Below are 22,855 nucleotides of genomic sequence, written 5' to 3' on the forward strand. Positions count from 1 at the left end.
GAGCCTGTTGTCAAAACGTGCCGATTCGCCGAAATCGGCCTGTTCAAAAGCCATGTTCCCCTCCTCCACAGTCTCGTAGATCCGTTAATGCCAGCCCCACTATGCGATGTGCGGCCACCCAATTCGAACAAGTGATCGAATCTCGGTCTGCGACACCGGAACCGGTGGGAAACCGCGAATGACACTGGTGTGATTACACACGCGAAGCCAACCCCGGTCAAGCGCTAGAACAGGAATGCATACCATTTTGTGACGACAAATCGGCGCGTCGCGCTGTGGCGTGTCTGTCACGCCCCACCCGTCACAACTTCTTTCACACGGCTTACCCTCGTTCCCTGTGAAGGTGACGGTTCTGGTCGGCGGCGTCGGCGGCGCACGATTTCTGCTCGGCGTGCAGCACCTGCTCGGCTTGGGCCAGTTCGGCACAGATGATAGCGACCACGAATTGACGGCTGTCGTCAACGTCGGCGACGACGCGTGGATGTTCGGTGTGCGCATCTGCCCGGACCTCGATACCTGCATGTACACCCTCGGCGGCGGCATCGACGAGGAGCGCGGCTGGGGACATCGCAACGAGACCTGGCACGCCAAGGAGGAGCTGGCCGCCTACGGTGTGCAACCCGACTGGTTCGGTCTGGGCGACCGCGATCTGGCCACGCATCTGGTGCGCACGCAGATGCTGCGGGCCGGCTATCCGCTCTCGGCGATCACCGAGGCGCTGTGCAAGCGGTGGAATCCCGGCGCCCGGCTGTTGCCGGCCAGCGACGACCGCAGCGAGACCCATGTGGTGATCACCGACCCGGAGACCGGCGAGAAGAAGGCCATCCACTTCCAGGAGTGGTGGGTGCGCTATCGCGCGCAGGTGCCGACGGAGAGCTTCGCGTTCATCGGCGCCGACAACGCCAAGGCCGCACCCGGGGTCACCGAGGCGATCGAGGGCGCCGATGTGGTGTTGATCGCGCCGTCGAACCCGGTGGTCAGCATCGGCACCATCCTCGCGGTGGGTGGGATCCGCGCAGCGCTGCGTTCGACCGCTGCGCCGGTGGTCGGCTACTCCCCCATCATCGGCGGAAAGCCGTTACGCGGCATGGCCGATGCGTGCCTGTCGGTCGTCGGGGTGGCCAGTACCTCCGAGGCGGTGGCCGCCCACTACGGCGCGCGGTCGGGCACCGGCATCCTCGACGGGTGGCTGGTGCACACCGGTGACGACGCCGCCGTCGACGGTATCGACGTGCGCTCGGTGCCGCTGTTGATGAAGGAACCGGCGGTGACCGCGAAGATGGTGCGCGCCGGGCTGGAACTGGCCGGGGTTGCGTTGTGATCGATCACGGGACGTCGGCGCCGGTGGAAATCCTTCCGGTGCCGGGGTTGCCGGAGTTCCGGCCGGGTGACGACCTGGCCGCGGCGATCGCCGAGGCCGCGCCCTGGCTGGCCGACAACGACGTCGTCGTCGTCACCAGCAAAGTGCTGTCCAAGTGCGAGGGCCGGATGGTGGTGGCGCCGTCGGATCCCGAGGAGCGGGACGCGTTGCGCCGCAAGCTCATCGATGCCGAGGCGGTGCGGGTGCTGGCCCGCAAGGGTCGCACGCTGATCACCGAGAACGCGTTGGGACTGGTGCAGGCGGCTGCCGGGGTGGACGGCTCGAACGTCGACTCCAACGAGTTGGCGCTGCTGCCGGTCGATCCCGACGGCAGCGCGGCGGCGCTGGTGGCCGCGCTGCGGGAGCGGTTGGGGGTGACCGTCGGCGTCCTCGTCACCGACACGATGGGCCGGGCGTGGCGCACCGGTCAGACCGATGTCGCGATCGGCGCGGCGGGTTTGGCGGTGCTGCACGCGTACGCCGGTGAACACGACCAGCACGGCAACGAGTTGATCGTCACCGAGATCGCCGTGGCCGACGAGATCGCCGCGGCAGCCGATCTGGTGAAGGGGAAGCTGACCGCGGTTCCGGTCGCGGTGGTGCGCGGGCTGACGCTGCGCGACGACGGGTCGTCGGGCCGTTCGCTGGTACGCGCCGGCGAGGAGGATCTGTTCTGGCTGGGCACCGAAGAGGCCATCGCGCTGGGGCGTTCGCAGGCCCTGCTGATGCGCCGTTCGGTGCGGACGTTCAGCGACGAACCCGTCGACCCCGCAGTGATCGAAGCCGCTGTCGGCGAGGCGCTGACGGCGCCCGCGCCGCATCACACGCGGCCGGTGCGCTTCGTGTGGGTGCGTAACCCGGCCGTGCGCACGGATCTGCTGGACCGGATGAAAGACCAGTGGCGATCGGATCTGCTGGCTGACGGTCGGGATCCCGAGGCCGTCGAGCGCCGCGTGACGCGTGGGCAGATCCTCTATGACGCACCGGAATTGGTGATCCCGTTCCTCGTGCCTGACGGTGTGCACGACTACCCCGATGCGCGTCGCACCGCCGCCGAGCACACCATGTTCACCGTCGCGGTCGGCGCGGCGGTGCAGGGCCTGCTGGTGGCCTTGGCGGTGCGCGGTGTGGGTAGCTGCTGGGTGGGGTCGACGATCTTCGCGCCGGATCTGGTGCGCGCGGCGCTGGACTTGGCCGAGGATTGGGAACCGTTGGGCGCGATCGCAATAGGGCATCCGGCAGAGCCGCTGGAACCGCGGGAGCCGGTGTCTGTGGACGATCTGTTGGTGCGGCGATGACGCTGCATCAGTCGGCGATCGACGTGCTCAGCGGGTGGAATCCGCCTGACCCGGCGATGGATTCGATGCGCCACGCGTTGTTGGCGTTTCTCGATGCGCGGCGGGATGCGTGTCTGCGCGCGTGCGAGCCCGGGCACATCACCGCCTCGGCGCTGGTGCTCGACCACACCCGCAGGCATGCGCTGTTGACGTTGCATCCACGGTTCGGGCGCTGGCTGCAGCTCGGGGGCCATTGCGAGCCTGACGACGAGACGCTGATCGCGGCGGCATTGCGGGAAGCCACCGAAGAGTCCGGTATTTCCGGTCTGACGATCAACCCGGTGCCCGCGGCGGTGCACGTGCATCCGGTGACCTGCTCGCTCGGCGTGCCGACGCGCCATCTCGATGTGCAGTTCGTGGTGTACGCACCCGAGGGCGCCGAGATGGAACGCAGCGACGAGTCTCTGGACCTGCGCTGGTGGCCGCTGGACGAACTGCCCGACGACACCGACTTCGGTCTGGCGCAGTTGGCCCGCGCCGCCGTTGCGCTTACTTGAGGTGCGCCTCCCGCGGCTCCCGCGAAGTGCCCTCGGGCGTCCGCGAAGTGCCCTGGGCGTCCGCGAAAGTGCCCTGGCTCCCGCGAAAGTGCCCTCACAGTAGTCACGAAGCGCGGCCCACTACCCTGAGTGCACGCTCGCGCAACTCCCCCGCGAACGTGCCCCCACAGTAGTCACGCAGCGCGCCGCACTACCCTGAGTGCACGCTCGCGCAACTCCCACGCGAAAACGCCCCCGCCATCCAGCGAAGGGGTCCCCCTACCGTCCCGCGCAACTCCCACGCAAAAGCGCCCATACCATCCAGCGAAGAGTCCCCCGCCGCCCCGCGAAAGTGCCCTCACGGTAGTCAGGCAGCGCGCCGCACTACCTTGAGCGCACGCTCGCGCAACTCCCACGCCCGCTTTACGCGCGCGATGATCTCGTCGTCTTTGTCTTCGTTGATCACCTTGATGTGCATCCAGTTGCGCTGCTCGATTTCTCGCAGCCGTTGGATGTCCAGCTGATACTGAGTGCGATTGCGATGATGATCGCCGTCATACTCCACCGCGATCATGAGATCTTCCCACCCCATGTCGAGGTAGGCGAAGGGCCAGCCGGATTCGTCGCGCACGGGAATCTGGGTTTCCGGGCGCGGGAACCCCTCTCCGATCAGCAGCAGTCGCAACCACGTTTCCTTCGGCGATTGAGCCCCGCTGTCCATCAGGTCCAGCGCCTTCCGCAGCTGTCGAGTGCCTCGGGCTCCCTTGTAACGCTCGACGAGCGGCCGGACGTCCTCCGCCGTCACCCCGGTCCTGTTGGCCAGAGCATCCAGTTGCTCGACCGCACGGTCCGGCGGCAGGAACCGCCCCAGATCGAAGGCTGTCCGCTCCACGGTGGCGATGGACATCGCACCCCGGACGACGTACTCGTCCTCTGCGATCCGCTCGTTGCGGGTGACGATTCCCGACGGCGGTCTCTTACAGTCGTAGATCAGCTCGATGGGCACGTTCGCATCGACCCACCGCGACCCGTGCCAGGCTGCTGCGGCTTCTCCGGTGATGATCCCTTGTCTTCCGCTCCACAAGGTCGCGGCGACAGTGCGCTCGATGAGCGACGGCTCCCTGTCTCGCGTGACATAGACGTTCGGGAACAGACGACGATACCTGTAGCGCAGCTCGCCGGGCGTGGCTGCGCCAGTGGCAATCGCTTCGGTCCCCACAAGTATCTTCACGCTCAAAGCGTGCGACGTTCGACCGACAAGTCCGCGCGCTGAACATGGGTTATCCACAGCGACCCAGCCGAAAGTGCGCTCCGCGTAGTGGCGGCGCGGCCGCGACTACCGTGAAGGCACTCTCGCGAAAATCGCTCGCGAAACGCGCTCGCGAAGACCCCGCGAAACCCCCGAAAGAACCCCCGCGAAACTACACGTCTGTCGAGAAACGGACTCCGCCATCCGGGAGCACCACACCGGGCCAGACGCGGGCGCCACGCAGTAGCTCGCAGCGCGCCCCGATCTCCGCACCGTCGCCGATCACGCCGTCACGGATCAGCGCCCGCGGCCCGATGCGCGCACCGAAGCCGATGATCGAACGCTCGATCACCGCACCGGCCGCGACGGTCGCCCCGTCGAAGATCACCGCACCGTCAAGCCTTGCGCCACCGGAGATTTCGGCACCGCGGCCGATCACCGTGCCACCGATCAGCAGCGCACCCGGCGCCACGGACGCGCCGTCGTGCACCAGCGATTCACCGCGCTGGCCACCCAGCGCCGGCGAGGGCGCGATGCCCCGCACCAGATCCGCCGAGCCGCGCACGAAGTCCTCGGGCGTGCCCATGTCGCGCCAGTAGGTGGCGTCGACGTAGCCGCACACCTTCAAGCCGTCGGTGAGCAGACGCGGGAACACCTCACGCTCCACCGACAGGGCTCGCCCCTTGGGAATCGAGTCGATCACCGAGCGCTTGAACACGTAGCAGCCGGCGTTGATCTGGTCGGTCGGCGGGTCCTGGGTCTTCTCCAGGAACGCTGTCACCCGACCGTCGGAATCGGTTGGCACACAACCGAATGCGCGGGGATCGCCGACGCGCACCAGGTGCAGCGTGACATCCGCATCGTTTTCCCCGTGCGAGTCGAGCAGCGCACGCAGGTCGCATCCGGACAGCACGTCGCCGTTGAACACCACCGCGGTGTCATGCCGCAGCCGGGACGAAACGTTGGCGATGCCGCCGCCGGTGCCCAATGGCTCGTCCTCGACGACGTATTCGATCTCCAGACCGAACTTCGAGCCGTCGCCGAAGGCGGATTCGAACACGCCGGCCTTGTAGGACGTGCCCATGATGACGTGCTCGATGCCGGCTTCGGCGATCCGCGACAGCAGGTGCGTCAGGAACGGAAGTCCGGCGGTGGGCAGCATCGGTTTGGGCGCCGACAGTGTCAGCGGCCGCAGCCGTGTCCCCATGCCACCGACCAGGATGACTGCATCGACTTCGGCTGGATTGACCATCAACGTCGCCCTTTCGCTTGCGCACCCCGGGACTTCAACGAACTTCGCACCACAATCCGCGACCGAGCCCCCAGTGCCCCCCGGAACGCCCACCGTAACGGTGCCTGCCACCGCCGCGGGTAGCGATCGGCGAGAAAAGTGTAGGTGCTGACGTGGTGGGCGGCCAGGTTGCGGGCGGGGTCGCGGCCGGTGGAGTGCCCCTTGGCGTGCAGCACCTCCGCCGAGGGCACGTAGATGTTCTGCCAGCCGGCCTTGGCGAGCCGGTCGCCGAGGTCCACGTCTTCCATGTACATGAAGTAGCGCTCGTCGAATCCGGCGATCTCGGCGAACGCCGCCCCGCGCACCAGCAGGCACGATCCGGACAGCCAGCCGACAGCGCGTTCGCTGGGGTCTTCGCGTTCCTGGCGGTAGACCGCGGTCCACGGGTTGGACGGCCACACCGGTCCGACGACGGCGTGCATGCCGCCTCGGATGATCGACGGCTGGTGCCGCGCCGACGGATACACCGAGCCATCCACATCGCGAATCAATGGCCCCAGAGATCCGGCGCGCGGCCAGCGCGCGGCGGCCTCCAACATCAGGTCGATGCTGCGCGGCCCCCACTGGACGTCGGGGTTGGCGATGATGAACATGTCGCGCGACGTCAGGTCGTATTCGGCGACGGCGCGGTTGATCGCCGAGCCGTAGCCGAGGTTGGCGCCGGTCCGCAGCAGACGGACGTTGCGGTAGCGCGCGACGGCCTCCTCGGGCGAACCGTCGACAGAGCCGTTGTCGGCCATCACGACGGTGACCGGCCGCTCGGTGGCGTGTCCCAGGGAGGCGAGGAAACGGTCCAGGTGCGGGCCGGGCGAGTACGTCACCGTCACGACAAACAGTTCGTCGCTCACCGGCGCTCTGCCCTTCTCACGGGCTAGAGGGTAACGGCCATCGCCGCCGCCACCGCTTCCCGCCATGGTCGCAGCGGGGTCAGCCCTGCAGCGGCGGACTTCGCGGGCGACAACGCGGAGTAGGCCGGGCGCGGCGCGGGGCGCGGATGCCGGGAGCTGTCGACGGGCTTCACGCGCGACGGGTCGGCGCCCACCGAGCTGAACACGGCCTGGGCCTGTTCGTACCGGCTGACGGCGCCGACGTTGGCGGCGTGCAGCAGCGGGGCGCGCACGTCGCCGTCGGCGATCTGCAACAGCGCCGCGCACAGGTCCTCGACGTAGGTGGGTGAGCCGATCTGGTCGGCGACGACGTCGACGGTCCCGTCCCCGAGCGCGGCGCGCCGCATGGCGGCGGCGAAGTCGGTGCCGTCGCGACCTTCATAGATCCAGGCGGTGCGGACGACGCACGCGTCGGGCAGTGCGGCGTGCACGGCCTGTTCGCCGGCGAGTTTGGTGCGTCCGTAGACGCTGACGGGTCCGACCGCGTCGTCGATGTCGTAGGGCCGTCGTAGTGTCCCGTCGAAGACGTAGTCGGTGGACAGATGGATCAGCGCGGCTCCGGCGTCGGCGCAGACGCGTGCGACGTTGCCGGCGCCGACGGCGTTGACCAGGTGGGCGCGCTGCGCGTCGGCTTCGGCGGCGTCGACCTGGGTGTAGGCGGCGCAGTTGACGACGACGTCGCCGGCGCGCACCTCGGACGCGCCCGCATCGGAGGAGGTGATGTCCCACTGCGCTGAGGTGAGCGTCACAACGTCGTAGCCGTGCCGGCGGGCCTGACCTGCCAACACGCGTCCTACCAGGCCGGCAGCGCCGGTGATCACCATTCGGCCGGTCACGTCACGATATTGGCACGCCGGTCTCGGCTACCCCGCATCGAGGCTGCCCGCAGATAGCCTGAGTCAATGCCTGCTGCTCACATGGCCCGTGTCGTGTCGGTGGTCGTGGCGTTGGTGGTGGTGATCGGCACGGGTGTGGCGTGGGGCAAGCTGCGCTCGTTCGAGTCGGGCATCAACCACATCAGCCCGGTCGCGCTCGGCGACGGCGGCGACGACGGCGCGATCGACGTTCTGCTCGTCGGCATGGACAGCCGCACCGATGCGCACGGCAACCCGCTCAGCGAGCACGAGCTCGCCACGCTGCGCGCCGGCAACGATGTGTCGACCAACACCGACACCATCATCTTGGTGCGCATCCCGAACAACGGGAAGTCCGCGACGGCCATCTCGATTCCCCGCGACTCGTATGTGGAGGCGCCGGGCCTGGGCAAGATGAAGATCAACGGCGTCTACGGCTCGGTGCATCTGGAGACGATGAAGGACCTCGTCGAGCAGCAGGGCGAGGATCCGGCCGTCGCGCAGCAGGAAGCCGCCGAGGCGGGTCGCGAAGAGCTCATCAAGACCGTCGCGAATCTGACCGGGGTGACGGTCGACCATTACGCCGAGATCGGCCTGCTCGGTTTCGCGTTGATCACCGACGCACTGGGCGGCGTGAATGTCTGCTTGAAACAGGCTGTCTACGAACCGCTTTCGGGTGCCGACTTCCCCGCGGGGTGGCAGAAGCTGGACGGTCCGCGGGCGTTGAGTTTCGTGCGTCAGCGCCATGATCTGCCGCGCGGCGATCTGGACCGGGTGACCCGCCAGCAGGCGTTCATGGCGTCGCTGGCGCATGCGGTGATCTCGAGCAAGACGCTGTCGAGTCCCGCGACGCTCAACCGGCTCGAGGAAGCGGTGCAGCGTTCGGTGGTGCTGTCGGACGGCTGGAACATCATGGAGTTCGCCGAGCATCTGCAGAAGCTCGCCGGCGGGAATGTCGCGTTCGCGACCATTCCGATCGTCGAGGAGGCGGGCTGGAGCGACGACGGTATGCAGAGCGTGGTGCGGGTGGATCCGAGCGCGGTGCGCGCGTGGGTGGACGGCCTGCTCAACGAGCAGGAAGAAGGCAACACCGAGGAGATCACCTACAGCCCGGACAAGACGACCGTCGAGGTGGTCAACGACACCGACGTCAACGGGTTGGCCGCGGCGGTTTCGCATGTGGTGACCACGAAGGGCTTCAAACCCGGGCCGGTCGGCAACAACGAGGGTGCGAAGGTCGCGACGACGCAGGTGCAGGCCGCCAAGATCGAAGATCTGGGCGCGCAGGCGGTCGCCACCGAGCTCGGCGGGTTGAAGATCGTGGAGAACGGCGCGGTCCCCGAGGGTGTGGTGCGGGTGGTCCTGGCCGACGACTACACCGGTCCGGGTTCGGGGCTGGACGGCACCGACGTGATGCTGTCGGCGCCGGTGACCGCGCAGGCGGGCGGTGAGGCGCTGCCGGCGGCGTCGCCGATCATCACCGCCGGGTCGGATGACCCCGAGTGTGTGAACTGACGTGACGAACCTCAGCTCGGCGATTCTGGATCCGCTGCTGGCGGTCAACCCCGCCGGTCCGCGCATCACGTACTACGACGACGCCACCGGTGAGCGCATCGAGTGCTCGACGGTGACGCTGGCCAACTGGGCGGCCAAGACGGCCAACCTGCTGCGCGACGAGTTGGGCGCCGGGCCGGGCAGCCGGGTGGCGGTTCTGCTGCCCGCGCATTGGCAGACCGCGGCGGTGTTGTTCGGGGCGTGGTGGATCGGCAGTGAAGTGGTGCTCGGTGGCGGTTCCAGCGACGCCGACGTGGCACTGTGCACGATCGACCGGCTCGACGAGGCCGACGCCGCGGTCGGCGTGGGCGAGGTCGCGGTGCTGTCGCTGGATCCGTTCGGTAGGCCGGTGCCGGATCTGCCGGTCGGCGTGACCGATTACGCGACGTCGGTGCGGGTGCACGGCGATCAGATCGTGCCGGAGACGGCGCCCGGTCCGGCTTTGGAGGGCCGGTCGGTCGACGAGGTGCTGGCCGCGGCGCGTGCCTCGGCGAGTGCGCAGGCCTTCACTGCGGCCGACCGGGTGCTGTCGGCCCTCCCGTGGGAGACCGCCGAGGACATCGTCGATCGGCTGCTCGCGGTTTATGTAATTGGCGCCTCACTTGTACAGGTGGCGAATTTCGCGCCCGATGGTTTGGAACGCCGACGTCAAACAGAGAAATTGACGCGGACGATACTGTGACCTTATTGTTTCGGTAGTCATACGCTGTTCTCAGGTTTGGGTTGCAGACTCTCAGATACTTACCTGTTACAGTTTCGGCAAAGTTTGGGCCCTTTCAGCAAGCAGAGGACCCCACCTTCGAGGAGGGGCGCCGATGGAGTCGACCTTCACGGCCATCGCAGTCGTCAGCGTGCTTGCTGTCTGGCATGTGTTCAACCGTCGCCACGCGGGCTGGCGTGCCAGCTCAGAGGGCCGATTCTTCATCTACTGCGGGTATGCGCTGGTTGCGATGGCTGTGTACTGGCTGCAGACCGCGCCGACGGCGACGACGTGGGAGTGGATGGTCGGCAATCTGTGGGCGCTCGGCGCGATGATGGCGTTCGTCTCCGGGTTCGGTGCCCTCAACCGCGTCACCGTCGAGCATGCGGTCGCGGCCCAGGCCATGGAGTCCCTGGAGGGGTCGAGCACCAGCCTCTAGGCGTGCCTGCCCCGCTGGGTCCCGCGCCCATTCTGTCGAACGCCGACGACGGACCGCGCGATGACAACCCACCGCACTCGCTGGTCGGCAAGTAATCTGTGTCGATGGGAGACGCCCAGCCCCGGAATGTCTTGTGGACGTCCGGTTGGGATTCCACGTTTCGCGTCGCGACGCTGGTGCTGACCGAAGGCTGCGTCGTTCAACCCTGGTACGTGAAGGACTCAGGGCGCCGATCGACCAAGACCGAACTGCGAACGATGGAATCGTTGCGGTCGCTGCTGGAGCAGCGCGATGCGTCGGTGCGTGAGCGGCTCTTACCGACCAAGGTGTTCGAGATGGCCGACATTCCCGCGGACGACGAGGTGACACGCAAACACAGAAGCCTGGTCGAACGCAGTTTCCTTGGCAATCAGTACGATTGGTTGTCACGGTTTGCGCAGTGGCAAGGGATCACTCTGGAACTGTGCATTCATCGCGACGACAAAGCACACGGCTTCCTCGAGGAGGCCGTCGAGCGCGATGACCTCGGTATGTACCGATTGTCCAGTGGCACAAACGGTGACCTGACGGTCTTTGCTCCGTTCGTCTTCCCGCTCTTCGACACCACAAAGCGCGAAATGCAGTGTGCGGCAGAAGCAGGCGGCTTCGCTGACGTTCTGGAAGAAACATGGTTTTGCTTCAATCCGACACTGCGTGGCGAGCCGTGTAGTCGGTGCAATCCGTGCCGCTACACCCGGGACGAAGGCCTCGGGCGACGTGTCCCGCCACCGTCACCGATGCGCACCGTACAGGCACTGTCGTTGGAGTACTCGTGGATCGCGTTGTGCAGGGTCCGCGCCGCCGCGCAGCGGCTGCGTGGGACACCGCGCTGACGTGATCTACTCAGGGGCGTGGATCGCTCCCCCATCGATGTTGAGGCACTACGTCAGTCGCTTCCGCCCGAATGGCACCGCGTCGATGTCGTACCGGAAACGGGATCGACGAATGCCGATCTGATCGCACGGAAGGGCCGCGGTGAGGACATCGCGGGGACGGTGCTGCTCGCCGAGCATCAGACCGCCGGCCGCGGCCGTCACGGCAGAACGTGGTCTGCGCCGCCTCGCTCCCAGATCGCGATGTCGGCGGGCGTCGACGCGACCGGTGTAGCGACCGAGACATGGGGCTGGCTGCCGCTGCTGACCGGCCTGGCCGTCGTCGAGACGGTACGCGACCTCGGCGTCGAGGCAGTCTTGAAGTGGCCCAACGACGTGTTGGTGGGTTCTGAGAAGTTGGCGGGAATCCTGGCCGAGGTGTCCGGCCACGTAATCGTCGTCGGGGTCGGGGTGAACGTAAGCCTGACACCCGAAGAGTTGCCCGATCCACGAGCGGTGTCCTTGAGCATGCTCGGGATCAAACCGGAACGCACGACGTTGGCAATCGCACTGCTGACCGCATTGAGCCGGCGCCTGATGCGATGGCGTGACGCCGGCGGCGCCGATGCCGCGACGATCCGCGATTACCGCAGGGTGAGCGCCACGATCGGCGCCCGAGTACGCGCCGTGCTACCCGGCGGTTCGGAGATTGTCGGAACCGCACTCGGAATCGACGACAGCGGGCGACTGCTGATCGACGATGGGAATGCCACGGTGACGGTGTCCGCCGGGGACCTCACCCACCTACGCCCGGCTGTGTGAACACAGCTACGAGTAGTCGCACCGCTTCCTCCGCCACGCACCACCGAAAAGCGGCACAAGAAGCCAATACAGCAACTTTTTGATGCCCCCCGTCGGCGCGGGCCTCTGGGGCATGGACGCGGAAAGCTCGACTGTCAACGCGCCCCGTTCGCGGCTTGTACGGTTCAACTCCGAGCGATTGCTGCAGAATGTTAATCCAACCCTTAAGAGCCCGAGTAGAGTTTGCTACAGGCCACATCGGCTTAGATGTCTGCATTCTTATGGCAGGCCACCGCTCTGGCTCCCCATGAGATTCTTACCCGTTCACCCAGGCAATCGACGTGATCGTCCCACGAGTTCTGATTTGCGAGATACAGCAGGGCCCGCACGGTAAGTGGCTTACAGCAATGTGTAACAGATTTGCCATAATTGCGAGTATGGGCGGCGCGCCAGAAATAGCTGCATCAATTACCTGAATGCCCCAACATGAACCTGCCGGATATCGACCGGCTCAGTCAGGACCGGGGGTCGCACATGGAATCCACCATTGGCGCAGCAAGCACACCAGACGAAGCTTCTCGCCCAGAGGCGCGCAGATCCAAGCGAGGTTCGCGCAAGAAGCATCACAGGATCGAACCGTATGCGTGGCTGACCGCAGGGGCGGTCAGCGTCGGAATCGCCGCTGCACTGGCGGGTTCTGGAGTGGCTTATGCCGATGACTCCGTCGGCAGTTCCAGAACAACCAGTAGCGCTTCAGCGGATCGCACTTCAACCACCGCTACCGCCAGAGACTCGAAGTCTTCTGAGGGTGAATCCAGCGATGCGTCGAAGGGTCCCCAACGAACCTCCGCAGGCGACGCGACCGCCGACAGTGGCACCGTCGATGACGGCGAGGCCGCCGGCAGCGTCACAACCGACGACGATCCCAAGTCCGAGCAGGTTGTCGGCGATGCCTCCGATCGCGCCGAGTCCGTCGACGAAGCCGATGAAGATGTGAAGGCCGAGGACGAAGCAGCCTCGGAGAATGCAGTCGACTCGCCCCAGGCACCGACTGCGGCAGCAGCGAATGGCTCCAAGGCCAAATCGTCGCGTGCCGCGCGGAACGCCACCTCAGTCGAAGATGCCGACATCGATGACGCCTCGAGTACAAAAGAGCGTGCGACGGCGACCATCCGCGACACCCCCGAGCCGGACGAGGACCTCGCCGCAGACACACCCAAGTCGGTAGAGGCAGACGCGACACCACGAGCAGCTGCTGCGCGTGCTGAGGTCGTCTCGTCCACCGGTGCCGCCGCCACAAACCTGACAGCACCATCGACGGTCGTGCCCGGTACCACCACCCAGGAAGTCGAGTTGGCCTCGGCGGCAGTGGCTCTCGAGCCGGCGGCTCCGAGCACGTTGGCGGACATATTGCGCGAGTTCATGCTCCGGATTCAGCGCACCTACTTCAATAAACCGCCTACCGCCAAGCCTGTTCAGAACCCGGGCCAGTCCAGTGGGTCAACGGTCACCGGCACGGTGGGTGCACGTGACCCCGACGACGATCCAGTGGAGGTCGAACTGTCCGAGGGCCCCAAAGCGGGCAGCGTTCAGGTGAATCCCGACGGCACGTACACCTACACCCCGTCGGCCGACCTGGCCGCCGCCGGTGGCACCGATACATTCACTGTCACCATCCGTGAGACGAACGCCGACTCGCATTACCACGGCCTCAACGATCTGCTCAGCACCATGGTCCGGTCACTGACCGGTGCCGCGGGGAAACCTGACGACAGCGGCACAGTGGTGCAGAAGATCACCGTCACGATCGCAAAGGCAACCAACGTCGTGACGCCGAATCCCGGTGAGGGGGAACAGAATCCGCCCACAGGGACGCTGCCGCCCGGCGATCCGGGCGCCACGCCGCCCAACAAGTACGACGCCGGTCTGTCGGACCCGTTCCAGTTGCCGGATGCGAGCACCGGCAAGAAGTTGAACGTGCGTGACTACGGGGCGACGTCCGGCAGGTCTTCCGACGACGATGGCAGCGCCATCCAGCGAGCCGTGAATGCCGCCCAGGCAGGCGACACCGTGTATATCCCCAAGGGCACCTATCACATTCGATCGACGATCAAACTCAAGTCGGGAGTCTCCCTCATCGGCGAATCCCGGGAGGACACGGTCCTGGCCGGCAACTCGCTCTGGTCGAGTCCGCACGCGATGATCTACGCGCCCCCTGGGGTCACCAACCTGACGATCTCGTCGTTCACCATCACCAAGGCGTCGGGCATGTCGTTCAAGGCCGGCGTTCGACTGGGCTCGGAGGGCGACGGTGCCCTGGTTTCGCGCATTGTGGTCAAGGATCTGTTCGTCGAGAAGTTCCAGCGGTTCGGCATCCAACTGCAGAATGCCTACCAGGTGCTCGTCGACGGGAACGTGGTCCGGAACGCGACGGCACTGGGCGGCGGTGGCTCGGGCTACGGCATCATGATCGATCAGAGCCGGTCGAGCAACAACTGGATCCGCAACAACGAGGTCGGCCCTGTCATCCGCCACGCGATCCTGGTGCAGAGCGCGCATCACAATCTGATCGAGCACAACCGAATCACCGGAGCCGTCTCGGGCGCGATCGACCTGCACGGTGAGGACGAATACAGCAACGAGATCCGGTACAACACCATTTCCGATTGCGTGCCCAATGGCACGTCCATCAGCCCGAACGGAGCGGGAATCGAGGTCGGCGAGTTCAGCGGCGTCATCGGTTCCACGACCAAGCACGACAACTCCGGGCCGATGAACTGGATCCACCACAACGTGGTCTACAACTGCGCCTGCGGTGTGCGGGTGGTGAACAACAGCAACCACACCTACATCGAGGACAACGTCTTCTACGACAACTGGGGAAGCGGGATCCTCGCCGACCTGGCACCGCTGAAAAATCTGTACATCTCAGGCAACGAGATCTACAACAACAAGGGCAATGGAATAACTCTGCATGATGTCAGCGAAGCGGTCTTGGAGGACAACATCATTCGCGACAACGGCCGATACGGGATATGGACCAACGCGGGTGTCACCGATTACGAGATCGTCGGAAACACCTTGACTGACAATCGGCTCGGGGATGTCGTTCTGGGCAGTCCCGACGGCGTCTTCGAGAGTGTTGCAACTGCGCTGTGACAGCAGCCTGCCGGCGCCCGCTGCGCCGGGGACCGGCAGGGTGGTCAACGGCCTCTGACGCCGAACCATCCGGTCTCGGGGCCACGTCCTGACTCTGCGGCTACTCGTCGTCGGCGGGGCAATTCGTGGGCGCGGCAAGGCCTGCGAACCTGTCGGCGATCCAGTGCGCAACCAGGTCCGACCGCCTCCACAAGATGTCCTGGTGGCCGGCGTTCGGCACTTCCACGTACTCGATCCTTCCCCCCAATGCGCAACTCTGTTCGACGGCCGTTTCCACCCAACTCGCCAGCAGAAGGGCGTCGAGCAGCCCGGTGACGACCAACATGGGTGCCTGCAGGGGACGTTGGGGCAGAGCAACTTTGCGTAGAGCCTCACGTAACGCGTCGGCGTCTTCGGCTGTCTCTGGTCGTACGTCGTTCGATTCCCGGATGCGATCGATGAAGCGTTGCCACGGGAACATTCTGGGTTTGTCATATGGCGATTGACCGGTGCTGACTCCACACTGTCGCAGTCCCGCCGCTTCGGACTGTGCATCTCCGCGCAGGAAGGCATCTTCATCCAGATCCGGTGAGTACCTGAGCAGACCAACGATCATCAGCGGGAAGAGCGCTCGTTGCTCGTCGGTCATGGAACGGGACAACGCCAGATCGACAGCGCCGGTTACGTTGGCCGCCGGAGCCAGCGCCACGCTGCCCTGCAATTCCAGATCGGCGCCGTAGAAGTCGTTCAGTTCGTTTGCCGCCCACACGGCTTGCCCGCCTTGGGAGTAGCCGACACCGATCCATCGGGTGGACACATTCGGCGCGATCTCCCGCATCGCTCGCACCGCATCGATGGTGTTGAAGGCCGCGGTCCGCGGTTCCAAGTACGGGTGGACCCCCTGGTCACCCAGGCCCTCGTAGTCGGTCATGGCCACGGCATACTTGCTGGCGAGCAGAGATTCGACTATCGGACCGTAGCCCTCCATGTCTGGCTGGCGGGTCGGACCGCAGTTGATCCCGACGCCGGTTGTCCCATGGGCCAGGGAAATAACCGGCCAACCGGCCTCCGGAGGGACTCCACGGGGTACGAAGAAGGCACCCGACACTTCTCGCGACTGACCGTCGGTTCCGGACACCGACGTGTACACCGCACGCCAGGCCTCTCCGACCACCGAACCGCGGTCTTCCAGCGGCGCATCGGCGTATACCTCGCGATGGAGGACCTCTCCACGCCGCTGCCAAACATCGCCGGGGATATCGGGCAGCGGCATGACGATCGGCGCCAGTGCGGGTGCCGTCGGCAACTGAGGCTCGAAGTTCTTCACTGCCACCAAGGGCAGAAGCAACACGAGGATCAACAACAGATGCCGACCCGACATGGTCAGAGCAATCAGCGCACGTCCATCAGCACCTCGGCTACGACGACGATGATGCATCTGTCGGCCAGCTTCCTGCGGTCGATCCGCTACTGGTCCGGCCGCGACCATGCGTTGACCGCTTCTGTATAGCGCGGGCTGATGTTCTCGATCGCCCAGAATATCGGTAACGGGCCCAGCGGGGTGTGACTATGAATCCCCACGGGCTTCGCCAAGGCCGGGGTGAAGCGAAGGAGTCCCAGCCTTCGTAACACGCGCTGGGCGAAAGCACGCAAGAGCTCGGTCCCGCTGTCCAGCACGTAGGCCAGCCTCGTCCGCGGCGAAAGCCGCAGCCGTTTCGCATATTCGACGACAGCAGCGCGGGTCTGTTCTGTCCATGCGGAGCCTCCGCCGGTGTGCAACAGCGCGGACGTGGCACGCTTCTTCTGACCGAAGAGATGCCGTGGCACGCCGGCGTCCTCGGCGATGCGCCGCGGAACCGGACGGTCGTAGTCGGTACCGATGGACCAGTTCTTCATCGCGTCGCTGGTCCCGATTTCGAAGATCTTCGGCTGGCGACGCGCCCCGATGAACGGGACCGCGAGATGCACGAAGTCGGTCCGGAGGCGAAACTCGTTCAGCGACGCACCGCTCATGTCCTTTCTACGTAGCGCATCGTCTGGGTCACTGTCGACGTCCCACACGCGCCCGCCGTAGTGCCCGCTGAAGAAGACGCTGTGGTGGATGTCGTCCTCGAGAGGCAACGTGTTGAGGTCCTCGCCGCTCATGCCGGTGGCGAGAAACTCCGCCTCCGGAAACGGGCGGACGTCGCGGTAGGCCTCCCTTTGGAACTCTTTGATCCGGCAGCCAAGAAGTTCGGCGATGGGCGTGCCCGAGTCATCCTCGGCTTCGGCACTCCCGTGACCGCGCGCGTGAGTGAACGTGACAGCGCGTGTACAACCGACGTCTCGGGCGAGCGCCGCCACAGCCGGCGAATCATAGCCTGAAGAAATGGAAGCCAGCGGTGAGTATTGCGTAGCGCGATGTGGCGAGCCGGCATTGGCGACAGTCGCACACACAGACTCCTCGAGCAGTGCGACATAGTCCGCAAACGTCTCGAACGGCGGACCCACTGGTTTGTCGATGAACGAGATACGACCATCCGCGTGAAAACACACGTTCTTGTAATAGACGATATGGGCTTCTCCCCGAAGCTCGGCGTCGGCAAACCGAATCGGGGTCACGGTGTCGAAAGAAGCCAGCCCGTCGTGGATGATGTTCGTGAAATCGGCCGCATAGGAGGTATGTCGCGGGTCGAGTTGAGCACGCGCCGCTGTCAAGAGGAAGACCAGCGAGTTCGAGATCAACGTCTCATCCTGTCGGCGGATGAACTGAATTCGCTCCAACGTGTGACTCGGTGGCACGATGATCAGCTCGTCCCCTGAGACTTGACCGCCTGAGCCGAACACGTCTGTGGCGTCGACGAAGTCGAACGCTTCGATGCTTCCCGACCACGCGCCCTCGAAGAAGGCATCATCACGAAGCTCCACGCTGGTTCCGCACAACAACTCGATGTCCGCGCCCTCCCGTAGACGTACACACCACGCCATCGGCGGGAGATCGGGATCGCAGGTCACGCGATATCGCATGCGCCGTACCTCATGTGGCGGATCGTCGGGAGTCGGTGGTCAATCGTCACTGTCCGAAATCGGCGTGAAGGTGACGCGACGCCGGAACAGGAACCATCGCTCTTCGCGTTTCAGGTAGGGAATCCAGCCGCCCTTCTCCCCTGCTCTCAGGGATGAGGTATTGCGAGTGAGGATGAAGCCGATCCCGTACCGCACACCGTTGTCGACCATTCGTTCCACCATCTGGGTTCCTGCATCGGGCATTATTCCCAGTCCTCGATGATTCGCCGAGGTGAAGAGTCCTTCCAACATGAGCTCGTCCGGTTTCAGCTCCGGAAGCCAGTCGCCCCATAGTGCTTTGATACGCGGATTGTCCTGCGCAGTGAACACATACGCCATGAAGCAGACAGCGCCATCAGGATCGATGGCCACCCACGGTGTCGGTAGGTCAGACTCCAACATCCAGCGTTGGTCCGCGCGGGCCTGCGCCACGGCGATCGGCAATCCGGGCTCATCAGCGATGAACGACAGATCGTCGTCTGGTTCCAGCTGACGCACGACCAATGGAATCTTCGCCGGTGGCGGCGTGAAAGGGATGGTCAGATCGCGTCGCAGACAGACCGACTCGTGACGCGAACGAAGCCTTTTGCGCACATTCTGGTACAGCCAGCGACGTCCACGAGTGGTGCGTAGCGCCTCGACACCTTCCCGAACTCGCATCAGTTCCTACCCGAGGTCAGTGGCGTCAATAGCCGGGTTCCGCTACGAAATATCCTGCAGGACCTTGTCATCACGAGTTCACCGCCGATTCTTCTCGACGAACTCCGCGAGACTTCCGATGGTGTCGAAGACCTCACCTGTGAAGTCCTCATCGTCTATTTCGAAGTCGAACTCGCGTTCCAGGTTGACCGCGAGCGTCACCACCGTCATGGAGTCGAGTTCGGGTAGGCTCCCGAACAATTCGGTGGACTCGTCGAGGCTGTGGGCTCGGTCCTGGATACCGAGTACCCTGACGAGGATGAGCTTGAGACGCTCGAAGGTGTCATGGCTGAAGTTCACTAATTCTTCCTTCTATCAACGAGTTTGCGTGATCCGCGCGAACACCGGACCTCTTGATCTACCGGGCATCGCGGGCTTTGTTGGTGTCGGTCATGAACTGCCTGTCAAAGGCTTCGCTGAGTATTCCGATCGCCCTTCTGCCATCTGCCTTTGGTAGATGGTTCGGCGGGCCGAAGGGGGTGTTGTTGACGTCGACGATGTAAATTCGCCCATCGTCGCGGTCGCGGAGGACGTCGAGCTCGCCGTAGTCGAGGCCGAGTTCTTCCACGAAGCCGTGGATGGCTTTGATCTCGTCAGAGGTGAAGACGGCTGCCGCAGAATCCATGGACACCCGGGCATTCAGATTACTGAACCTCGACCGCAATTTGCGGTACTTCAAATACACGAAAGGTATCTCCTGGCCCACGATGGGGACTCGGATGTCGAGCGCTTCGTCACCTACGACGTTGTTGATGAGCCGTTGGAAAACCGCACCCTCTCTCTCCGATTGTGTAGGGCACTCGATGATTTCACCGTCGTGGCTGCCGTTCTCGTTCGACTTCACGACGCATTGGCCCTGGTGCGTTGCGGGGTCTACGAACGTCCCGTATCCGAACACCTCCTGGAAGGCGCGCTCCACGTTCACTTTGCCAATATCGTGGCAACGTCGATTCAGGACGAAATGGCTGGCGGCGAGTTCTGTGAGAGTACGGCTGGGCGCCCGCTCGGTCACATCCTCGTAGGCGATGACGAGATCCGGCTGTGAGTCACTGGCCGAAGTCATCGTGTAACCCATGCTGTTGCAGACCTTGTAGAGCACATCTGCGTAGCCCGGTTTGTCAGGATAGAAGAGCACCGTCTTGACCGGGTTCTGACCGCTCAGACGCTTTCTCAGATTGATGCTGCGATATCGGATCCTGACCAGGGTCCCCAGAAGGTAGTCATGGTAGATCCTGCCGGCGAACTTGTAGGTCTGCGTCCCCTGCACGCGTTCTATTGACGACAATCGCCTTGTACCAGAGCCTGTCACGAGCCCGACTCCTCTCGCTGTTCGAAGTTCACCGATTGACTGACGTTTCCGGCCATCTACACCAGAACCTCGACAGGCTGGGGATGTCCCAGAAAGGCCGTTGGGCTGGCCGTCAAGCCGTAAGCGCCGGCCTGAAACAAGACGATCGAGTCGCCGATCTGTGCATCCGCCAGTAGGACGTCATCACCGAGCAGGTCCAGCGGAGTGCAGAGGCAGCCGACGACAGTCGCCGATGATTCGGCGGTCTCGGTGATGCGATTGCCCACCGCGATCGGATAGTTGCGGCGGATGACTTGACCGAAATTCCCCGACGCCGACAACTGGTGGTGCATACCTCCGTCGACCACCAGGTAGGTACGGCCTCGCGAGACCTTCCGGTCGACGATTCTGGTCACGTAGACGCCGCACTCGCCCACGATGTAGCGGCCGAGCTCGATGATGACCTCGGCCTCCGGGAGCGTCGGCCCGAGTGTGGTCTCCATCAATTCGGCCAGGTTCTCCCCGATCGGCGCAAGATCGAGAGGTACGTCTTTGTCGAAGTACGGGATACCGAATCCCCCACCGAGGTTGACGTAGCGAACAGGGCCGGGCGCCTTCTCCGCGAGCGCGAGGATGAGTTCCACTGTCTGGCGCTGTGCTTCACACAAGATCTCGGCGTTGAGGTTCTGGGCTCCGGCGAAGACGTGGAAACCCACGAAGTCCAGATCGGCGGTGGCCAGCTCGGCGAGCAGGTCAGGCGCCTCCTCGGCGTCGACACCGAATTGCTGGGGTCCGCCGCCCATCCTCATGCCCGAGCCCTTCACTCGGAAGTCGGGATTGAGGCGCAACGCGACCCGAGGACGTATTCCGAGAATTTCGCCGGCTCTGATCACCCGACGGGCTTCGGTCGCCGACTCCATCTCGATCGTCACCCCTGCCGCGACAGCTTGCGAGATCTCCACCTCGGTCTTACCGGGACCTGCGAAAGATATTTGTGTCGCCGGCATCGGAGTGTCGAGCGCAGTTTGCATTTCGAATGCCGAGGCAACGTCCAGTGCATCCACCAGGCCCGCAATGTGCTGCACCACCGCCGGCATCGGGTTGGCCTTCACCGCGTAGCTCAGCTTGAGCGTCCGCGGAAGGACGGCCCGCAGATGCCCGACACGTTCTGTCAGGAGACGGCGATCGTAGGCGAAGTACGGCGTGGAACCGACTCGGGCTGTCAAGCGATCCAACGGCATACCGCCGACAGCAAGCTGGCCGTCGAGGCTGCCGAATGCAGCGATCATGGAACGTTGATTCATGTTGCGTACACCTCGCGTAGCAGTGTGCGGTCGAATTTGCCGTTGGGCGATCGCGGTAGCTGATCCAGCACCACAACGGCACTCGGAATCATGTACTGCGGGACTTTCGCCTTCATTTCCGCCAGTAACGTGCCGGTGTCGAAGTCGTTCACCGCTGGTGCCACCACCAGACGGATTCGCTGCCCGAGCTTCTCGTCATCGACGCCGAATGCCACTGCGTCTCGAACGAGTTTGGTTGCGTACGCTGCTTCCTCGACCTCCGTCGGACTGATCCGGTAACCGGATGTCTTGATCATCTCGTCGCGTCGACCGATGAAGTAGATGAAGCCGTCGTCATCGGTGACGGCCCGGTCTCCGGACCACACCGCGAGTTCGGGCGCAGCGCCCGGTTGATCTCGCCCGGGCACCGGCCGGAAGCGTTGCGCGGTCAGTTCGGGAGCGTTCCAGTAGCCGACGGAGATGTGCGGTCCGCCGCGATGGACGAGTTCGCCTTCCTCGCCGGGATCACACGGTGATCCGTCAGGCCGGACGACGAGGATTTCGGCAGTGGGTACCGATTTGCCGATGGAATCCGGGCGCCTGTCGATTTCTGCCGGGTCGAGATAGGTCGACCGGAATGCCTCGGTCATCCCGTACATCAGGAAGGGCGTCGCCGCTGGGAATACCTCCCGCAGCTTTTCCAGCACGGTCTTGGGCATGCGACCGCCGGTAGTGGCGAAGTAACGCAGCGATGCTGTCGACTCCTCGGGCCACTTCTGCTCGGCGATCTGAATCCACAACGGCGCCACGCACGTGATGCCGGTGACGCGGTGCTTGGCACACAGGCGGGGTACGTCGCCGGGGAGCAGGTAGTTCATCAGGATGGCATGCGCACCGACGGCGAAGGTCAGAGTCAGCTGACAGAACCCGGCGTCGAAGCTCAACGGGAGCGCGACGAGGATGACGTCCTTTTCGGTGTTGCCCAGATAGGGTTGCAAGCTGGTTGCGATCGCGTTGGCATGGCTGAGCATCACGCCCTTGGGCCGGCCGGTGCTGCCCGAGGTGTAGATGACGACGGCGACGTCGGTGGCGGCGGTGGCGGGCAGCGGCCGCGAACAGTCCGCGTCGAGCAGCTTCTCCCAGCCATGAACCCGCAGTGGTGCAAAGCTATTCGCGCGCTCCGGCAGGACACCGACGAGGACGACATCTTCCAGCGCAGGACACGATGCAAGTTCCTTCCTCAGCAATTCCAGACGTTGCGCCGTGGTGACCAGTACCCGCACACCACAGTCCCGCAGGATGTGGGCGACTTGGTGTGGCCGAAGCAGGGGGTTCAACGGCACCGCGACACCTCCTGCGGCGGTCGCGCCGTAGATCGCAGCGACGGTCTCGATCCTCTTGTCCAGAAACACCGCAACTCGTTGTCCCGCAGCCAAACCGATCTCGGCGAACCCGGCTGCAGCCTGCCGGACCTGCCTCCACAGCTGTGCATAGGTCAGTGTCTGCTGCTTGAACGTCAAAGCAGGAGAACCGGGGTGGGACAGGGCGCGCTCCTCGACAAGGTGGTGCAGATTGGTCTTCATGACCACATCAGTCCTTTCCG

The 22,855-nt window shown here is 64.6% G+C and carries 20 protein-coding genes; 9 read left to right on the forward strand and 11 right to left on the reverse strand.

What is annotated here, in order from left to right; translation table 11 throughout:
- Positions 1-337 precede the first annotated feature (337 nt).
- From cofD to ACQI46_RS21470, 3 genes are read left to right on the forward strand one after another with little or no spacing between them, the layout of a single operon-like run.
- A complete protein-coding gene (cofD, locus tag ACQI46_RS21460; protein ID WP_427096063.1) occupies positions 338-1,321 on the forward strand; it encodes a 2-phospho-L-lactate transferase in 984 nt (327 codons plus the stop codon).
- A complete protein-coding gene (locus ACQI46_RS21465; protein ID WP_427096064.1) occupies positions 1,318-2,658 on the forward strand; it encodes a coenzyme F420-0:L-glutamate ligase in 1,341 nt (446 codons plus the stop codon). The genes cofD and ACQI46_RS21465 overlap by 4 nt, the downstream gene beginning before the upstream one ends.
- Complete coding sequence (locus tag ACQI46_RS21470; protein WP_427096065.1) at positions 2,655-3,194, forward strand: NUDIX hydrolase; 540 nt, start codon at positions 2,655-2,657, stop codon at positions 3,192-3,194. The genes ACQI46_RS21465 and ACQI46_RS21470 overlap by 4 nt, the downstream gene beginning before the upstream one ends.
- 346 nt (positions 3,195-3,540) lie before the next feature.
- Here ACQI46_RS21470 and ACQI46_RS21475 read toward each other — a convergent pair whose 3' ends face one another.
- The 4 genes from ACQI46_RS21475 to rfbD form a co-directional block, all read right to left on the reverse strand.
- Positions 3,541-4,404 (reverse strand): hypothetical protein, encoded by an 864-nt coding sequence (locus tag ACQI46_RS21475; protein ID WP_427096066.1) that lies wholly within the window; start codon positions 4,402-4,404, stop codon positions 3,541-3,543.
- A 190-nt stretch (positions 4,405-4,594) separates the two neighbouring features.
- Positions 4,595-5,674 (reverse strand): sugar phosphate nucleotidyltransferase, encoded by a 1,080-nt coding sequence (locus ACQI46_RS21480; protein WP_427096067.1) that lies wholly within the window; start codon positions 5,672-5,674, stop codon positions 4,595-4,597.
- Positions 5,674-6,561, reverse strand: coding sequence for a glycosyltransferase family 2 protein (locus ACQI46_RS21485; protein ID WP_427096068.1), 888 nt, complete (start codon positions 6,559-6,561; stop codon positions 5,674-5,676). Before ACQI46_RS21485 ends, ACQI46_RS21480 begins: the two co-directional genes overlap by 1 nt.
- A gap of 23 nt (positions 6,562-6,584) precedes the next feature.
- Positions 6,585-7,424, reverse strand: a complete 840-nt coding sequence (rfbD, locus tag ACQI46_RS21490) for a dTDP-4-dehydrorhamnose reductase (RefSeq protein WP_427096176.1) — start codon at positions 7,422-7,424, stop codon at positions 6,585-6,587.
- 78 nt (positions 7,425-7,502) lie between these two features.
- Here rfbD and ACQI46_RS21495 point away from each other — a divergent pair, with 78 nt between their 5' ends.
- From ACQI46_RS21495 to ACQI46_RS21520, 6 genes are all read left to right on the forward strand, one after another.
- Positions 7,503-8,969 carry an LCP family protein gene (locus ACQI46_RS21495; protein ID WP_427096069.1) on the forward strand — a complete coding sequence of 489 codons (1,467 nt, stop codon included), beginning with the start codon at positions 7,503-7,505 and terminating at the stop codon, positions 8,967-8,969.
- A gap of 1 nt (position 8,970) precedes the next feature.
- Positions 8,971-9,690, forward strand: a complete 720-nt coding sequence (locus ACQI46_RS21500) for a TIGR03089 family protein (RefSeq protein ID WP_427096070.1) — start codon at positions 8,971-8,973, stop codon at positions 9,688-9,690.
- Positions 9,691-9,823: 133 nt separating this feature from the next.
- The gene (locus ACQI46_RS21505; RefSeq protein ID WP_427096071.1) at positions 9,824-10,147 is read left to right on the forward strand and encodes a hypothetical protein; all 324 of its coding nucleotides are present in this window, start codon (positions 9,824-9,826) and stop codon (positions 10,145-10,147) included.
- A 104-nt stretch (positions 10,148-10,251) separates the two neighbouring features.
- Positions 10,252-11,019, forward strand: a complete 768-nt coding sequence (locus tag ACQI46_RS21510; protein ID WP_427096072.1) for a 7-cyano-7-deazaguanine synthase — start codon at positions 10,252-10,254, stop codon at positions 11,017-11,019.
- Between the two features lie 18 nt (positions 11,020-11,037).
- Positions 11,038-11,820 carry a biotin--[acetyl-CoA-carboxylase] ligase gene (locus ACQI46_RS21515; protein ID WP_427096073.1) on the forward strand — a complete coding sequence of 261 codons (783 nt, stop codon included), beginning with the start codon at positions 11,038-11,040 and terminating at the stop codon, positions 11,818-11,820.
- Between the two features lie 681 nt (positions 11,821-12,501).
- Positions 12,502-14,958 (forward strand): right-handed parallel beta-helix repeat-containing protein, encoded by a 2,457-nt coding sequence (locus ACQI46_RS21520; RefSeq protein ID WP_427096074.1) that lies wholly within the window; start codon positions 12,502-12,504, stop codon positions 14,956-14,958.
- A gap of 100 nt (positions 14,959-15,058) precedes the next feature.
- Here the strand turns inward: ACQI46_RS21520 and ACQI46_RS21525 are convergent, their stop codons facing one another.
- The 7 genes from ACQI46_RS21525 to ACQI46_RS21555 all read right to left on the reverse strand — a co-directional run bounded on the left by ACQI46_RS21525 (position 15,059) and on the right by ACQI46_RS21555 (position 22,835).
- Positions 15,059-16,375, reverse strand: coding sequence for a lipase family protein (locus ACQI46_RS21525; RefSeq protein ID WP_427096075.1), 1,317 nt, complete (start codon positions 16,373-16,375; stop codon positions 15,059-15,061).
- A 29-nt stretch (positions 16,376-16,404) separates the two neighbouring features.
- Positions 16,405-17,943 carry a hypothetical protein gene (locus tag ACQI46_RS21530; RefSeq protein WP_427096076.1) on the reverse strand — a complete coding sequence of 513 codons (1,539 nt, stop codon included), beginning with the start codon at positions 17,941-17,943 and terminating at the stop codon, positions 16,405-16,407.
- A 39-nt stretch (positions 17,944-17,982) separates the two neighbouring features.
- Positions 17,983-18,642, reverse strand: a complete 660-nt coding sequence (locus tag ACQI46_RS21535; protein ID WP_427096077.1) for a hypothetical protein — start codon at positions 18,640-18,642, stop codon at positions 17,983-17,985.
- A 78-nt stretch (positions 18,643-18,720) separates the two neighbouring features.
- Positions 18,721-18,981 carry an acyl carrier protein gene (locus ACQI46_RS21540; protein ID WP_427096078.1) on the reverse strand — a complete coding sequence of 87 codons (261 nt, stop codon included), beginning with the start codon at positions 18,979-18,981 and terminating at the stop codon, positions 18,721-18,723.
- 58 nt (positions 18,982-19,039) lie between these two features.
- Positions 19,040-19,948: a hypothetical protein gene (locus ACQI46_RS21545; RefSeq protein WP_427096079.1), complete on the reverse strand. Its 909-nt coding sequence runs from the start codon at positions 19,946-19,948 to the stop codon at positions 19,040-19,042.
- 98 nt (positions 19,949-20,046) lie between these two features.
- Positions 20,047-21,273, reverse strand: coding sequence for a pyridoxal-dependent decarboxylase, exosortase A system-associated (locus ACQI46_RS21550; protein WP_427096080.1), 1,227 nt, complete (start codon positions 21,271-21,273; stop codon positions 20,047-20,049).
- Positions 21,270-22,835, reverse strand: a complete 1,566-nt coding sequence (locus ACQI46_RS21555; RefSeq protein WP_427096081.1) for an acyl-CoA ligase (AMP-forming), exosortase A system-associated — start codon at positions 22,833-22,835, stop codon at positions 21,270-21,272. The genes ACQI46_RS21550 and ACQI46_RS21555 overlap by 4 nt, the downstream gene beginning before the upstream one ends.
- Positions 22,836-22,855 lie beyond the last annotated feature (20 nt).

Origin of the sequence: Mycobacterium sp. SMC-4 (assembly GCF_050205565.1) — a bacterium.
Lineage (GTDB): Bacteria > Actinomycetota > Actinomycetes > Mycobacteriales > Mycobacteriaceae > Mycobacterium.

Coding starts and splice junctions, on each gene's coding strand:
- ACQI46_RS21525 (WP_427096075.1), bottom strand. CDS start 16,375: ATGCATCATCGTCGTCGTAGCCGAGGTGCTGATGGACGTGCGCTGATT.
- ACQI46_RS21470 (WP_427096065.1), top strand. CDS start 2,655: ATGACGCTGCATCAGTCGGCGATCGACGTGCTCAGCGGGTGGAATCCG.
- rfbD (WP_427096176.1), bottom strand. CDS start 7,424: ATGGTGATCACCGGCGCTGCCGGCCTGGTAGGACGCGTGTTGGCAGGT.
- ACQI46_RS21530 (WP_427096076.1), bottom strand. CDS start 17,943: ATGCGATATCGCGTGACCTGCGATCCCGATCTCCCGCCGATGGCGTGG.
- ACQI46_RS21555 (WP_427096081.1), bottom strand. CDS start 22,835: ATGAAGACCAATCTGCACCACCTTGTCGAGGAGCGCGCCCTGTCCCAC.
- ACQI46_RS21495 (WP_427096069.1), top strand. CDS start 7,503: ATGCCTGCTGCTCACATGGCCCGTGTCGTGTCGGTGGTCGTGGCGTTG.
- ACQI46_RS21535 (WP_427096077.1), bottom strand. CDS start 18,642: ATGCGAGTTCGGGAAGGTGTCGAGGCGCTACGCACCACTCGTGGACGT.
- ACQI46_RS21505 (WP_427096071.1), top strand. CDS start 9,824: ATGGAGTCGACCTTCACGGCCATCGCAGTCGTCAGCGTGCTTGCTGTC.
- ACQI46_RS21510 (WP_427096072.1), top strand. CDS start 10,252: ATGGGAGACGCCCAGCCCCGGAATGTCTTGTGGACGTCCGGTTGGGAT.
- ACQI46_RS21480 (WP_427096067.1), bottom strand. CDS start 5,674: ATGGTCAATCCAGCCGAAGTCGATGCAGTCATCCTGGTCGGTGGCATG.
- ACQI46_RS21550 (WP_427096080.1), bottom strand. CDS start 21,273: ATGAATCAACGTTCCATGATCGCTGCATTCGGCAGCCTCGACGGCCAG.